The 13,088-nt window shown below is 69.2% G+C and carries 16 protein-coding genes; 5 read left to right on the top strand and 11 right to left on the bottom strand.

All coding sequences use genetic code 11. The annotated features are described in order from the left end of the window. Positions 1-9: 9 nt before the first annotated feature. Genes GEV27_RS03705 through GEV27_RS03695 form a run of 3 tightly spaced genes read left to right on the top strand, consistent with a single transcriptional unit; the run spans position 10 to position 1,740 of the window. Complete coding sequence (locus tag GEV27_RS03705) at positions 10-351, top strand: MmcQ/YjbR family DNA-binding protein (protein ID WP_309222011.1); 342 nt, start codon at positions 10-12, stop codon at positions 349-351. Next, the gene (locus tag GEV27_RS03700; RefSeq protein ID WP_208430740.1) at positions 348-1,124 is read left to right on the top strand and encodes an endo alpha-1,4 polygalactosaminidase; all 777 of its coding nucleotides are present in this window, start codon (positions 348-350) and stop codon (positions 1,122-1,124) included. Before GEV27_RS03705 ends, GEV27_RS03700 begins: the two co-directional genes overlap by 4 nt. A 22-nt stretch (positions 1,125-1,146) precedes the next feature. Then, positions 1,147-1,740: a methyltransferase gene (locus tag GEV27_RS03695; RefSeq protein WP_309222010.1), complete on the top strand. Its 594-nt coding sequence runs from the start codon at positions 1,147-1,149 to the stop codon at positions 1,738-1,740. Here GEV27_RS03695 and GEV27_RS03690 read toward each other — a convergent pair. From GEV27_RS03690 to GEV27_RS03650, 9 genes are all read right to left on the bottom strand, one after another. Continuing rightward, positions 1,727-4,138, bottom strand: coding sequence for a S8 family serine peptidase (locus GEV27_RS03690; protein ID WP_153933477.1), 2,412 nt, complete (start codon positions 4,136-4,138; stop codon positions 1,727-1,729). The genes GEV27_RS03695 and GEV27_RS03690 overlap by 14 nt on opposite strands. Positions 4,139-4,269: 131 nt before the next feature. Next, the gene (gene rplQ, locus GEV27_RS03685; RefSeq protein WP_153654306.1) at positions 4,270-4,839 is read right to left on the bottom strand and encodes a 50S ribosomal protein L17; all 570 of its coding nucleotides are present in this window, start codon (positions 4,837-4,839) and stop codon (positions 4,270-4,272) included. Positions 4,840-4,905: 66 nt separating this feature from the next. Further along, positions 4,906-5,916, bottom strand: coding sequence for a DNA-directed RNA polymerase subunit alpha (locus GEV27_RS03680; protein ID WP_153654308.1), 1,011 nt, complete (start codon positions 5,914-5,916; stop codon positions 4,906-4,908). A 70-nt stretch (positions 5,917-5,986) separates the two neighbouring features. After that, on the bottom strand, positions 5,987-6,595 hold the full coding sequence (gene rpsD / locus GEV27_RS03675) for a 30S ribosomal protein S4 (protein ID WP_153654310.1): 609 nt from the start codon (positions 6,593-6,595) through the stop codon (positions 5,987-5,989). A gap of 32 nt (positions 6,596-6,627) precedes the next feature. Next, positions 6,628-7,023, bottom strand: a complete 396-nt coding sequence (gene rpsK / locus GEV27_RS03670; RefSeq protein ID WP_108579682.1) for a 30S ribosomal protein S11 — start codon at positions 7,021-7,023, stop codon at positions 6,628-6,630. Positions 7,024-7,029: 6 nt separating this feature from the next. After that, positions 7,030-7,398 carry a 30S ribosomal protein S13 gene (rpsM, locus tag GEV27_RS03665; RefSeq protein WP_153654312.1) on the bottom strand — a complete coding sequence of 123 codons (369 nt, stop codon included), beginning with the start codon at positions 7,396-7,398 and terminating at the stop codon, positions 7,030-7,032. Positions 7,399-7,571: 173 nt separating this feature from the next. Further along, positions 7,572-7,685 carry a 50S ribosomal protein L36 gene (rpmJ, locus tag GEV27_RS03660; RefSeq protein WP_008361054.1) on the bottom strand — a complete coding sequence of 38 codons (114 nt, stop codon included), beginning with the start codon at positions 7,683-7,685 and terminating at the stop codon, positions 7,572-7,574. A 39-nt stretch (positions 7,686-7,724) separates the two neighbouring features. Next, on the bottom strand, positions 7,725-7,946 hold the full coding sequence (infA, locus tag GEV27_RS03655; protein WP_007078610.1) for a translation initiation factor IF-1: 222 nt from the start codon (positions 7,944-7,946) through the stop codon (positions 7,725-7,727). Between the two features lie 168 nt (positions 7,947-8,114). Beyond that, positions 8,115-8,582, bottom strand: coding sequence for an Lrp/AsnC family transcriptional regulator (locus GEV27_RS03650; protein ID WP_153654314.1), 468 nt, complete (start codon positions 8,580-8,582; stop codon positions 8,115-8,117). Between the two features lie 156 nt (positions 8,583-8,738). On the opposite strand from GEV27_RS03650, the gene ddaH reads away from it, so the two are divergent. Together ddaH and GEV27_RS03640 are read left to right on the top strand one after the other, a co-directional pair. After that, on the top strand, positions 8,739-9,602 hold the full coding sequence (gene ddaH / locus GEV27_RS03645; protein ID WP_228764916.1) for a dimethylargininase: 864 nt from the start codon (positions 8,739-8,741) through the stop codon (positions 9,600-9,602). Positions 9,603-9,730: 128 nt separating this feature from the next. Next, positions 9,731-11,815 carry a CHAP domain-containing protein gene (locus GEV27_RS03640; protein WP_153933476.1) on the top strand — a complete coding sequence of 695 codons (2,085 nt, stop codon included), beginning with the start codon at positions 9,731-9,733 and terminating at the stop codon, positions 11,813-11,815. Here the strand turns inward: GEV27_RS03640 and GEV27_RS03635 are convergent, their stop codons facing one another. Together GEV27_RS03635 and map are read right to left on the bottom strand one after the other, a co-directional pair. Further along, on the bottom strand, positions 11,816-12,265 hold the full coding sequence (locus tag GEV27_RS03635; RefSeq protein ID WP_153933475.1) for a hypothetical protein: 450 nt from the start codon (positions 12,263-12,265) through the stop codon (positions 11,816-11,818). 4 nt (positions 12,266-12,269) lie between these two features. Continuing rightward, entirely contained in the window at positions 12,270-13,085 is an 816-nt protein-coding gene (gene map / locus GEV27_RS03630) for a type I methionyl aminopeptidase (RefSeq protein WP_153655112.1), read from the bottom strand. Positions 13,086-13,088: the final 3 nt, after the last annotated feature.

Here is a 13,088-nt window from a genome sequence, read left to right as displayed (position 1 = left end):
GATGGGGGCGTGGCAATCACGTGGGCGGAGGTCGTGGCGTACGCCGTGACGCTGCCCGAGGTCGCGGAGTCCACCTCGTACCGCACGCCGTCGCTCAAGGTCGCCGGCGCGCTCATGGCCCGCCTGCGCACCGAGAGCGAGGGCGGCCTGGCCGTCAAGTGCTCGCTCTCGGACAAGGAGGCCCTCGTGAACGGTGAGGACCCCGCCTACTACACGGTTCCGCACTACGACGGCCACGCGTACGTCCTGGTCGACCTCGACGTCGTGGATCCCCAGGAGCTCCGCGAGCTCGTCGCCGACGCCTGGCGCATCGCCGCCCCGCCCTCCCTGCGCAGGCGGCTCGACCTGTGACCGGCTTGCTCACCTCGGTCCTGGTGACCCTGGCCCTCTCCGCCTCCCCCGTCGGGCCTCCGCCCACCGGGGGCGTCGCGGACTACCAGCTCGGCGGTGCGTACGCGCCCTCACCCGATGTCGACATCGTGACCCGCGACCGCACCGAGAAGCCCGTCGAGGGCCGCTACTCGATCTGTTACGTCAACTCGTTCCAGACCCAGCCGGGCACGCTCAGGTGGTGGAAGAAGAAGCACCCGAGGCTCCTGCTGCGCGATCGCAAGGGGCATCTCGTCCGCGACGCCGACTGGCCCGACGAGGTGCTGCTGGACATCCGCACGTCCACGCGACGGGCGGCGATCGGCCGGCTCAACCGGGCCTGGTTCGCCCAGTGCGAGCGCAAGGGCTTCCAGGCCGTCGAGCCCGACAACCTGGACTCGTGGACCCGCTCGCGCGGGCTGCTCAAGAAGTCGTACGCGATCAACTTCGGCAAGCGGCTCGTGCGCGAGGCACACCGCTCGGGGGTCGCGATCGCGCAGAAGAACGCTCCCGAGCTGAGCCGCAAGCGCATCGGCTTCGACTTCGCGGTCGCCGAGGAGTGCGAGGTCTACCGCGAGTGCGGGGCGTACACGCGCACGTACGGGACGCGGCTGATCGAGATCGAGTACACCGACAACGGGCGCAGCGCCTTCGCCCGGGCGTGCGCGGCTCGTTCGGGCCGGGCATCGATCCTGCTGCGCGACCGCGACGTCGTCCCGAGGGGCGCCAAGGGGTACGTCTTCCGGTCCTGCTGAGCGGCCCTGAGACACTGGAGCAGTGGCAGAGCACTACTTCGAGGGAACCCCGACCAGCGACGACCGCCGTCGTGACGTCACGACCCACATCTGGGACCAGGACGTCACGTTCACGACGTCGTCAGGCGTCTTCTCCCAGGACGGGCTCGACAAGGCCACAGCAGTCCTCCTTCGCAACAGCGCGCCGCCGGTCGGCGGCACGGTGCTCGACCTCGGCTGCGGGTGGGGGCCCATCGCCTGCTCGCTGGCCCGCAGCGCCGACGCAGTGTGGGCGGTCGACACCAACGAGCGCGCGCTCGAGCTGACCCGGCTCAACGCCGAGCGTCTCGGAGTCACGGTCCACGCGTGCCTGCCGGACGACGTGCCGGCTGACCTGGTGTTCGACGAGATCTGGTCGAACCCGCCGATCCGCATCGGCAAGCAGGCCCTGCATGACCTCCTGCTGCGCTGGCTCCCCCGCCTCGCACCCGGCGGCTCGGCACGGCTCGTCGTCGGCAAGAATCTCGGCGCCGACTCCCTGCAGCGCTGGCTCGGCGAGCAGGGCTGGCCCACCGAGCGGCTCGACAGCGAGAAGGGATTTCGCATCCTCCTCGTGCGTCGGCCTATCGCGCCCTGATCGTGCGGACCGCCGAGTACGTCGACTCGATGTAGTCGCTGTCACGGAAGTAGACCCGGATCTTGTGGGTGCCCTTCTTGAGCTTGGGCAGACGCAGCGTCTTGCGTCCACCGCCGGTGCTCGAGAGCCGGGTGACACGGATCCGCTTCTTGCCGTCGTAGACCCGCAGCTCGCCGGTGGGGCTCGCGAACAGGTCGGGGCGCTCGAGGACCCGGATCTTGAGCGTCGCCCGCGATGAGGTCTTCACCCTCGTGCGCAGGGACGTCGACACCTTGGCGGGGAGCCGCTTGATCGTGAGGGCACGACGCGGCGACGACGCCCGAGGAGTCGTCCCGTCGCCGTCGTACGCCGCGCGCACGGACGTGCTGCCGGGCTTCAGCTTGCGGGCCGTGGCGGCCGAGACCGTGATCGAGGCCGTGCCACCCGGGCCGACCGTCCCGCTCCCGTACGTCGTGCCGGAGTCGGACAGCAGCCTGACCCGACCTCCGGTCGCGGAGGCCACGCTCACTGCGACCGTGAACGCCGATCCGTACCTCGGCTGCGAGGCCGGCGTCCTCAGGGTCACGGCGGGCCCGGCCGGGACCGCCGTCGACGCGCTCGAGGTCGCCGACAGCTTGGCGAAGGCGGCGGTCGACGGGGCGACCGTCACGGTGATGGTCCTGCCGACGTCGGCGAGCGTGGGCCAGTAGACGCTGCCCGTGCCCTTGACCACGCCGGCGACCTTCCACGTGTACCTGGGCGCTGACGGCGTGCGCACCCAGGTGCCGAGCGACGTGCGCAGAGGCTCGCCCACGACGGGCGTGCCGGAGATGACCGGGGGCGCCAGGGGCGCCTCGACCCGGCTCAGGTCGAGCCGCCCGCGTCCGCACCACTGGCGGCCCGGCGCGGTGCAGTTGAGGTCGTAGCGGTCGGGCCCGACGGCCTTCTTGGCGTACGCGCCCGACCTCGCTCGAAACGGCGACACCGAGGCGTACAAGGCCTTGGTGAGCTCGGCCGGCGTGGTCAGGCCGAGACCGTGGAGCAGGGCCGCGGCACCGGCGACCTGGGGCGAGGCCATGCTCGTGCCCTCGTAGGCCACCAGCGTGTCGGCGACGGGCCCCTTGGTCCCGCTGTTGCCCAGCGACCAGATGCGGTCGCCCTTGGCGGGGTCGGTACCGCGGTAGGGGTCCACCTGCGTGTCGCCACCCGGCGCGGACAAATCGACGGTCGAGCCGACGTTGGAGTAGATCGCACTGAAGCCGTTGATGCTCGTGGCGCCCACCGAGATGAACTCCGAGCACGAGGCGGGGGTGACCCGGTTGGCGTTGCCACCGTCGTTGCCCGCGGCGGCGACGTAGAGCGTGCCGCGTGCCTTGCCGACCCGCGCGGCCGCGTTGTAGACCCGGCACTCGGCCTCGCGCTGCTGGGCCGTGCCGGGCGACCCCGCCAACGACAGGTTCACGACCGCGGCGGGATGCGCGTTGTTGCGCAGCCCGGTCAGGGGGATGCCGGCGGCCCACTTCATGGCGTCGACGATGTCGCTGTCCCACCCGCCGCAGCGACCGAGCGCACGGATGGGCTGCACCTTGACGTTGGGGGCGACCGCCGCGATGCCCGCGCCGTTGTCGGTGGCCGCTGCGATCTGGCCCGCGACGAACGTGCCGTGCCACGAGCTGTCGCTCGAGCCCGGGAAGTCGCACTGGCCGTTGGCGTACCAGTCCCCCGGGTCGGTGGGGTCGTCGTCGCGGCCCTTCTTGGCGTCGTTGTCCCGGGCGATGGACGAGAACGTGTCGGTGCCCGGCACCCGCTGGGAGGCCGGCAGGTCCCGGTGGTCGACGATCCCGGTGTCGATCACCGCGACGACGGTCGCGGCGCGCCCCTTGGTCGCGCGCCACAGGGCAGGCGCCTTGATGCTGTAGCCGCCGTTGCCGGGCACACCGAGCGACGAGCTGGTCGTGTAGCCGCGGTTCCACAGGTTGTGCTGTGCGGGGAACAGCTGATCGTTCGTGCTCACCGGGGGCGCGGTCTGCACCTGGCGGAGCCGGTTGGGGGCCGCCCACACCACGTCGTTGCGCTCGGCGATCTGCGCTGCGGCGTCTTCTGCGACGTCGGCGGGGACGACCTCGTCGAAATCGACGGTCGAGACGTTCGCGAGCAGCTTGTCGTCCTCGGTGACCTCGGCGTCGTCGCCGAGAGCGGCGTCGGTGGCCGCGAGCAGCCCGTCGGACGGCGTCGCGGTCGTGGTCTCGACGATGATCCCGCGGGCCAGGTCCGGCACCTCGGCCTCGGTGCCGGGACCGCCCTTGGGCGAGGTCACCGTGGGCGGCGGGACGTCAGCTGCGTACGCGTCGACGGACAGACCTGCGACGGTGATCGAGGTGACGACGGCGACGGTCAGTGACCGGCGGATGCTGAGCACAGCTGGTGATCCCCATCTGAAGGCGCGAGGCGTGCCGCTCCGCGCGGAACCTCAAAAGTATCAGCATGCGCCCGGACGGACAGGACGCCCGCCACCTCTGCGGTGACGGGCGTCCTGGATGGTGCTGATGACTACTTGGCGTCGTCCTCGGCCGGGGCCTCGGAATCGGTCGAAGCCTCGAGGTTCTCGGCCGCCTCGGGGGCGTCCTGAGTCGCCTCGACGACGTCGACATCCGTGCCGAGGTCGTCGGACGGAGCGTCCTCGGCCTCGACGACGGCGGCCTCGGGCTCGGCGGCCGGAGCCGTCGCGCCCTTCTTCGGCGTCTGGTTCTGAGCGCCGAACTGCTTCGCCTCGACGATCTCGATCACGGCCATGGGGGCGTTGTCGCCCTTGCGGGGCGCGATCTTCGTGATGCGCGTGTATCCGCCGGGACGGGTCGCCATGGCGGGACCGATCTCGGTGAACAACGTGTGCAGGATGCTCTTGTCACGGATGATCTTGACGACCTGGCGGCGGTTGGCCACCGTGTCCGTCTTGGCCTTCGTGATGAGCGACTCGGCGTACGGACGCAGACGGCGGGCCTTGGCCTCGGTCGTCGTGATCCGGCCGTGCTCGAACAGGTTCTGTGCGAGGTTGGCGAGGATCAGCCGCTGGTGAGCCGGGCTACCGCCGAGGCGGGGACCCTTCGTGGGGGTGGGCATGGTGATTACTCCAGTTTTGGTGTGATCGGCTTCGACGCGGACGAGAGCAGGAAGCCGTCTGGGCGCTTAGTACTGCTCGTCCTCGGCAAAGCTGGCGTCGTCGTCGTACGCCTCGATGGCCGCGGTCGGGTCGAAACCGGCCGGGCTGTCCTTGAGCGCGAGACCCATCTCGCCCAGCTTGGCCTTGACCTCGTCGATCGACTTCGAACCGAAGTTGCGGATGTCGAGCAGGTCCTGCTCCGAGCGCGTGATGAGCTCGCCCACGGTGTGGACGCCCTCGCGCTTGAGGCAGTTGTAGGACCGGACCGTGAAGTTGAGGTCCTCGATCGGCAGGGCCAGGTCAGCAGCGAGCTGCTCGTCGACCGGGCTCGGGCCGATGTCGATGCCCTCGGCCTCGACGTTCAGCTCACGCGCCAGACCGAACAGCTCGACCAGGGTCGAGCCGGCCGACGCGATCGCGTCACGCGGCAGGATCGACTTCTTGGTCTCGACGTCGATGACGAGCTTGTCGAAGTCGGTGCGCTGCTCGACACGAGTCGCCTCGACCTTGTAGGTCACCTTCAGGACCGGCGAGTAGATCGAGTCGACCGGCATGCGGCCGATCTCTTCGTCACCGGACTTGTTCTGGACCGCGGACACGTAGCCGCGACCGCGCTCGACGACGAGCTCGATCTCGATCTTGCCCTTGGCGTTGAGCGTGGCGATGTGCAGATCGGGGTTGTGGACCTCGACACCAGCCGGGGGCTGGATGTCGGCGGCGGTCACGCTGCCCTCACCCTCCTTGCGGAGGTACATCACGACGGGCTCGTCGTTCTCCGAGGAGACCACGAGCTCCTTCAGGTTGAGGATGATCTCGGTGACGTCCTCGGTCACGCCGGGGACGGTCGAGAACTCGTGCAGGACACCGTCGATCTTGATCGACGTGACGGCTGCACCCGGGATCGACGACAGCAGCGTACGACGCAGCGAGTTGCCGAGGGTGTAGCCGAAGCCGGGCTCGAGGGGCTCGATGACGAACCGCGAACGGAACTCGTCGACGACCTCTTCGGACAGGGCGGGGCGCTGGGCGATCAGCATGATTCTTCCTTTCCGAACCGACCTCTATATGAAGGTCCGGGTAGTGCTCTGTCTCCAGAGCGGGGTGGGATCAGATCTTGGAGTAGAACTCCACGATCAGCTGCTCCTGGATGGGAACGGTGATCTGCTCACGGATCGGCTGGGCGTGGACGAGGATGCGACCGCGGTCGGGCGCCACGTCGAGCCATGCCGGGACGGTGTCCTTGTCGAAGGTCTCACGCGCGACGATGAACGGCGTGGTCTCCAGCGACTTGGGCTTGACGTCGATGATGTCGTGCTTGCTCACCTGGAACGACGGGATGTCGGTCTTGACGCCGTTCACGATGAAGTGACCGTGGTTGACGAGCTGGCGGGCGTGACGACGCGTACGGGCGAAGCCCGCACGGTAGACGACGTTGTCCAGACGCGACTCCAGGATCTGGAGCAGGTTGTCACCGGTCTTGCCGGGACGACGCGAGGCGAGCTCGTAGTACTTGCGGAACTGCTTCTCGAGGACGCCGTAGGTGTAGCGCGCCTTCTGCTTCTCGAGCAGCTGGTTGCGGTACTCCGACTCCTTGACACGCGCGCGGCCGTGCTGGCCGGGAGGGTAAGGACGCTTTTCGAATGCAGCGTCACCACCAACGAGGTCGATGCCGAGACGGCGCGACTTCTTGGTGAGAGGTCCGGTGTAACGGGCCATGGGTGATTACTCCTAGGAAGAAAAGATCGACGTCAGAGACGACGGTGCTTGGGGGGACGGCAGCCGTTGTGGGGGCTGGGGGTCACGTCGGAGATGGTGCCGACCTCGAGGCCGACTCCGCTCAGCGACCGGATCGCCGTCTCGCGGCCCGAACCGGGGCCCTTCACGAAGACGTCGACCTTCTTCATCCCGTGCTCCATCGCCTGGCGACCGGCCGACTCCGCGGCCATGCCGGCAGCGAACGGCGTCGACTTGCGCGAGCCCTTGAATCCGACGGTTCCGCCGGAGGCCCAGGCAATCACGGCACCCGTGGGGTCCGTGATGGTGACGTGGGTGTTGTTGAACGTGCTCTTGATGTGGGCTTCGCCCTGAGCGACGTTCTTCTTCTCCTTGCGGCGAACCTTCTTGCCAGCGGTCTTAGGAGGCATGCGCTATCACTTCTTCTTTCCGGCGACGGTGCGCTTGGGGCCCTTGCGGGTACGCGCGTTGGTCTTGGTGCGCTGGCCGCGAACGGGCAGGTGCGCACGGTGGCGGCGGCCCTGGTAGCTGCCGATCTCCATCTTGCGGCGAATGTCTGCCGTGACGTTGCGGCGAAGATCGCCCTCGGTCTGGTAGTTCGCCTCGATGTGATCGCGCAGAGCGACGAGGTCGTCGTCGTTGAGCTCGTGGACGCGCTTGTCCGGGCTGATGCCGGTTGCTGCGAGGGTCTCGGCGGCGCGGGTGCGGCCGATCCCGAATACATATGTGAGTGCGATCTCGATGCGCTTCTCGCGCGGGAGATCGACTCCTACGAGGCGTGCCATGTAGGCATTTCCTTCCATTCGGCGAGGTGTGGTCACCTGATGCGTCCCGACTGCCTCCCAGATCTTGGATCTGGAGCCGGGCCCCGGCCTACGCTTCCGGGGGTGACCCGCCACGAGTGCTGCTGTGGAGGGAGCGATCAGATGTTTCGATACTGCTGTGTGAAGAAGAGTGCTTAGCCCTGACGCTGCTTGTGGCGGGGGTTCTCGCAGATCACCATGACGCGGCCGTGGCGACGAATCACCTTGCACTTGTCACAGATCTTCTTCACGCTCGGGTTGACCTTCATCGAGATTCTCTCTTTGGGATCTGAACGTGGGTGATGTGTTTACTTGTAGCGGTAGACGATGCGACCGCGGGAGAGGTCGTACGGCGAGAGCTCGACCACGACCCGGTCCTCGGGGAGGATGCGGATGTAGTGCTGACGCATCTTGCCGCTGATGTGCGCGAGAACCTTGTGACCGTTGGCCAGCTCAACACGGAACATCGCGTTGGGCAGTGCCTCGACTACGGCACCTTCCATCTCGATGACGCCTTCTTTTTTCGCCATAACCTCTTCTTTGGTTGCTTGTCCGTCGCATCGGCCCGGGCACACCCTCGACTGCCGCCGGGGCGGCACCATGAACATAGGTTCAGGACATGGAAAGGGGGACCTGGAAAGGCCGACTCTCGATTCTACGCCTACGGGGGCGGCAGACTCAAATCGCGGTCGTCCCGCTCACCGCGGCGGGCCGAACTCGCTCTGCCCCGGACCGTAGCGCTCGATGAGGCGGGAGAGCACGATCGCCGTCTCGGTGTGGTCGACATTGGCGGTCTCGACCCGTACCCGCTCCAGCGCCCGCTCGAGATCGCGGACGTCCTTGGCCACGATGTGCAAGATCGCGTCCGCTGGGCCCGACACCGTCGCAGCGGAGTGGACCTCCGGGACCCGGCTGAAGGCGGCGCGCAGCTCGTCGGGCGAGATCGTGCCGTTGCAGTGCACCTCGACGTACGCCTCGGTGCTCCAGCCGACCTGGTGCGGATCGAGCACGGCGGTGAACCCGCTGATCACGCCGTCGTCGACCAAGCGGTCCATGCGCCGCTTGACCGCGGGCGCCGAGAGCCCGATCCGCTCCCCGATCGCGGCATAGCTGGCGCGGCCGTCCTCGAGCAGACATCCGATGAGCTGACGGTCCAGATCGTCCATGTGCCCAGTCTTGCAAGAATCCGTCGCCGATTCGAGGTCTGCGCAAGAAATCGTCGCTGCGATGGCGGTTTCGGATTCGTTCATGCGCGCTCGCGCTCCCTAGCATGAGTGCATCGCGCAGAGCCGCTGCCTGACCACACCCCCGGAGGCCTCCTCTTGACCGTTCTCGACACCCGCCCGGGCACCGCGCAGATCGCGATCCGCGAGGCTCGCACCCGCCACTACCTGATGTGCGCGCCCGAGCACTTCGAGGTCTCCTACGCGATCAACCCCTGGATGGACCTGGACAATCCCGTCGACGCCGATCGTGCCCGCGTGCAGTGGGAGATCCTGCGCAACACGTATCTGAGCCTGGGTCACCGGGTCGACCTGATCGACGCCCTGCCGGGTCAGCCGGACATGGTGTTCGCGGCCAACGGCGGTCTCGTCGTGGGCGGCCGGGCCTACGGAGCGAAGTTCCGCTTCCCCGAGCGCGCCGCCGAGGGCGGGGCCTACGCGGCCTGGCTGACCGGTCACGGGCTCCGGGTGACCGAGCCGGCGCACGTCAACGAGGGCGAGGGCGACTTCCTGGCGCTCGGCACGATGATCCTGGCCGGGACGGGCTTTCGGACCTCGCTGCCGGCCCACATCGAGGCGGCCGAGGCCGTGGACCGTCCCGTGGTGTCCCTCGAGCTGGTCGACCCCCGCTTCTACCACCTCGACGTCGCGGTCGCGGTGCTCGACGACGGCAACGGCGAGGCGCCGGCCGACATCGCCTACTACCCGGGCGCGTTCAGCGCCCACAGCCAGCGCACGCTGCGCGAGCTGTTCCCTGACGCGATCGTGTGCTCCGAGGCCGACGCGAGGGTGCTCGGCCTCAACGCCGTCAGCGACGGCCACCACGTCGTCCTGCCCGCCGAGGCCACCGAGCTCGCCACGAGCCTGCGCGGTCGCGGCTACTCGCCGGTGCCCGTCGACCTGGGCGAGTTCATCAAGTCCGGAGGCAGCGTCAAGTGCTGCACGATGGAGCTGCACAGATAGCGACCACGCCGGGCTGAATCGGACATCGAGGACCTCATCCAGTCCCACAAACCCCATCCGTCACGTAGAGTGTCGGCGTGTCGCGCATCCGAGTAGCAGTCGCCGTGCTATTTTTCGCCGCCTTTCTGGTGCCGGTTCACTCCGCCCAGGCGGCCTACACGGTGCTGTGCACGGGCTACTCCTCCTGCACGACCAAGGGCTACCCGCACGGTGGCTACGAGTCCCACAAGGGGACGAGCTACTGGAACATGTACACCGGAACGAACTGCACCAACTACGTCGCGTACCGCCTGGTGACGACCAACAAGATGCCCAACAAACGGCCCAAGTCCGGTGTGGGCAACGCCCGCGACTGGGGCACGACGATGTCCTCGATCACCGACAGCAAGCCGGTCGTCGGATCCGTGGCCTGGTGGGGCAAGACGGGCAACCACGTCGCGTACGTCGAGAAGGTCGTGTCCTCGACCGAGATCTACGTGTCCGAATCCAACTGGAGCGGCTCCTTCGACTGGCGACGCATCACCAAGTCCGGCAGCGGGTGGCCCGACGGCTTCATCCACTTCGCCGACCCGGTGACCACCGCCCCCCCGATCGTCAACGAGTCCAAGCCCGCGATCCTCAGCGAGCCCCAGGTGGGAGAGACGCTGAAGGCGTCGGGCGGGGTGTGGAGCCCCAAGGGCAACACGTACGCCTACCAGTGGCTCGCCGACGGCAAGGCCATCAGCGGGGCGACCGCCAAGACGTTCACCCCCTCGTACTCCCAGCTCGCCAAGGACCTGACCGTCTCGGTCACCGCGACCCGGCCGGGCTACACGACCGCGAAGGCCGTCTCGCCGGCGCGCGACGTGGTCCCCGGCACGTTCACCAGCAACTCGGCCCCCGTCGTCACCGGCGTCCCCCGCGTCGACTCCGAGCTCGTCGCTTCGACCGGGGGCTGGTCGCCGGCTGCCTCCGCCTACACCTATCAATGGCTCGCCGACGACACCGCGATCGCCGGGGCGACGTCCTCGACGTTCGTCCCCGGCCCCGCACAGGCCGGTCGCGCGATCACCGTCCGGGTCCGGGCCGCGAAGGGCGGCTACACGGCCGCGACCTCGACGTCCGCGCCCACCGTTGCGGTCGGCCCCGGCAGCCTCGCGTCGACGTCGCGGCCCTCGGTGTCGGGCACTCCCCAGGTCGGGTCCCGCCTCACCGCGTCCCCCGGCGCCTGGTCCCGGCCCTCGCTCACGTACGCCTATCAGTGGCTCGTGGACGGCGCGGAGGTCGCAGGGGCCACGGCCTCGTCCTTCGCCCCCCGGGCGTCCGATATCGGCAGGACCGTCTCGGTGCGGGTCACCGCGGGTCGCGCGGGCTACACCAGCGCCTCGGCCGTCGGCGCCGCGACGACCGCCGTGGTCCGCGGCGTCCTGACCGTCCGCACCCGCCCGTCGGTCTCGGGCACACCGCGGGTGGGCGCCACGCTGACCGCGGCTCCGGGCAGCTGGTCCTCCCCCGCCACCGCGTCGTTCCGGTGGTACGCGGGCGACCAGGCCGTCGCGGGGGCGACCGGGCGGACGTTCACCCCGACCCACCGCGAGCGCGGCCAGAAGATCCGGGTCCGGGTCACCGGCACGCAGGACGGCTTCACGAGCGTGGCCTCCTCCTCGCCCAGCGCCGGCGTCGTGGCGACCGGCCGCATCACGGTGTCCGCGGCTCCGAGGATCGCCGGCACGGCTCGCCTCGGCACCGTGCTGACGGTCCAGCCGGGCTCCCACGCCCCCGCCAACGCCTCGGCGCGCTACCAGTGGCTGCGCGACGGCAAGGTGCTGAGCGGTGCCACCGGACGTTCCCGGCGCGTGACGACCAACGATCTCGGCCACCGCCTCTCGGCGAAGGTGACCTTCAAGGCCACGGGCTACGCCGCCACGACCGTCACGACAGGACGAAGCGCCAAGGCGAAGGCGACGTCGACCCTCAAGGCCACCCCCGCGACGACGAAGCGCGGCCAGGTCACGTTCAGCGTGCGGGTCACCGCGACCGGCGTCTCCGCCCCTGGCGGCACCGTCACGGTGCACTACGGCTCGTCCCGGACCCGCACCGTGAAGGTCACCAAGGGCAAGGCCACGATCACGCTCACCGGCCAGGCCGCGGGAACGCAGCCCTACCGGTTCACCTACAGCGGCGTGTCAACGGTCGCCGGCTCCACGTACACACGCAGCGTGACGATCAGCTGATCAGGCCGCCGAGTCGAAGACCACGCGCCAGCGCGAACCGACCCGCTCGACGTCGTAGGACTCGTCGGGGGTGTCGTTGCCCCATGTGATCGTGACCGTCGAGCTGCTGCCGTTGACCCGGCCCGCGGTGTAGACGACCTCGTCGAGGTCGATCCCCTCATCGGCGAAGGTGTCCTTCGCGGCGTGGACCACCTCGCAGTCGACCGCCGAGGGCGTCACGACGATCCGGCGCATGGCCCGGCAGTCGCCCTCGTCGAGGGCCCGCATCATGGTCTCGACGGCGCGAGCAGGCCCGGGGGCCGTCGACGGCTTCCCCCCGCTCGGCGAGGTGGTCGTCGAGGTGGCCGGCGCGCTCGGTCGCGAGGCAGTGCCCTCTCCCGGCCCCGACGACCCGCCGGACCCGCACGCAGACACCAGCACGAGGGCTGCGACTGCGAGGAGGCGTCTCATGACCTCAGTCTCCCCCATACGGGACGCCGAGCTCGGCGAGCCGCGTCTTGCCGCCGTCCAGCGCGGTGAGCACCCAAGCGCCGTTGTCGGTGAGGGTGAACGTGTGCTCGTAGTGAGCCGCCCACGAGCCGTCGGTCGTCACCGCGGTCCAGTCGTCGTCCAGGATCCGGGTGCTCGAGGTGCCCAGCGTGACCATCGGCTCGACGGCCAGGGCGAGCCCCTTGACGAGCTTCGCCCCGCGCCGCGGCTTGCCGTAGTTGTGGACGTCGGGCGGCTGGTGCATCTGCGAGCCGATCCCGTGGCCCGTGAAGCCCTCGACGATGCCGTAGTCCCCCGCGCCGACGATCGTCGTCTCGATCGCGTGGCTGATGTCGGAGACCCGGCCGCCGAGCCGCGCCGCCGCGATGCCCCGCCACATCGACTCCTCGGTGACCCGCATGAGCGCGAGGACCTCGTCGGGCACGTCGCCGATCGCGACGGTCGTGGCGGCGTCGCCGTGCCAGCCGTCCACGACAGCACCGCAGTCGATCGAGATGATGTCGCCGTCGCGCAGCACCCGCGAGCCGGGGATGCCGTGAACGACCTCGTCGTTGACGGACGTGCAGATCACGCCGGTGAAGCCGTGGTAGCCCAGGAAGTTCGAGCTCGCGCCACGAGAGCGGATGTGCTCGTGCGCGATCGCATCGAGCTCACGGGTCGTGACGCCGGCGACCGCGGACTCCCGCAGCACCTCGAGCGTCTCGGCCACGACGAGCCCCGCCGCCCGCATCGTCTCGATCTGGGCGGGGGTCTTGATCTCGATGCCGCGCTCGAACATCAGCGG

It is taken from the genome of Aeromicrobium sp. S22 (assembly GCF_009661045.1).
GTDB classification, from domain to species: Bacteria; Actinomycetota; Actinomycetes; order Propionibacteriales; family Nocardioidaceae; genus Aeromicrobium; species Aeromicrobium yanjiei.
Note: the sequence above shows the minus strand (reverse complement) of the source record. Positions and strands in the feature narration are given on the sequence as shown.

What these genes read in the sequence shown, in the direction of transcription:
- rplQ (WP_153654306.1), bottom strand. Translation starts at nt 4,839, where the DNA reads ATGCCCACCCCCACGAAGGGTCCCCGCCTCGGCGGTAGCCCGGCTCAC.
- GEV27_RS03680 (WP_153654308.1), bottom strand. Translation starts at nt 5,916, where the DNA reads ATGCTGATCGCCCAGCGCCCCGCCCTGTCCGAAGAGGTCGTCGACGAG.
- rpsD (WP_153654310.1), bottom strand. Translation starts at nt 6,595, where the DNA reads ATGGCCCGTTACACCGGACCTCTCACCAAGAAGTCGCGCCGTCTCGGC.
- rpsK (WP_108579682.1), bottom strand. Translation starts at nt 7,023, where the DNA reads ATGCCTCCTAAGACCGCTGGCAAGAAGGTTCGCCGCAAGGAGAAGAAG.
- rpsM (WP_153654312.1), bottom strand. Translation starts at nt 7,398, where the DNA reads ATGGCACGCCTCGTAGGAGTCGATCTCCCGCGCGAGAAGCGCATCGAG.
- rpmJ (WP_008361054.1), bottom strand. Translation starts at nt 7,685, where the DNA reads ATGAAGGTCAACCCGAGCGTGAAGAAGATCTGTGACAAGTGCAAGGTG.
- infA (WP_007078610.1), bottom strand. Translation starts at nt 7,946, where the DNA reads ATGGCGAAAAAAGAAGGCGTCATCGAGATGGAAGGTGCCGTAGTCGAG.
- GEV27_RS03650 (WP_153654314.1), bottom strand. Translation starts at nt 8,582, where the DNA reads ATGGACGATCTGGACCGTCAGCTCATCGGATGTCTGCTCGAGGACGGC.
- GEV27_RS03635 (WP_153933475.1), bottom strand. Translation starts at nt 12,265, where the DNA reads ATGAGACGCCTCCTCGCAGTCGCAGCCCTCGTGCTGGTGTCTGCGTGC.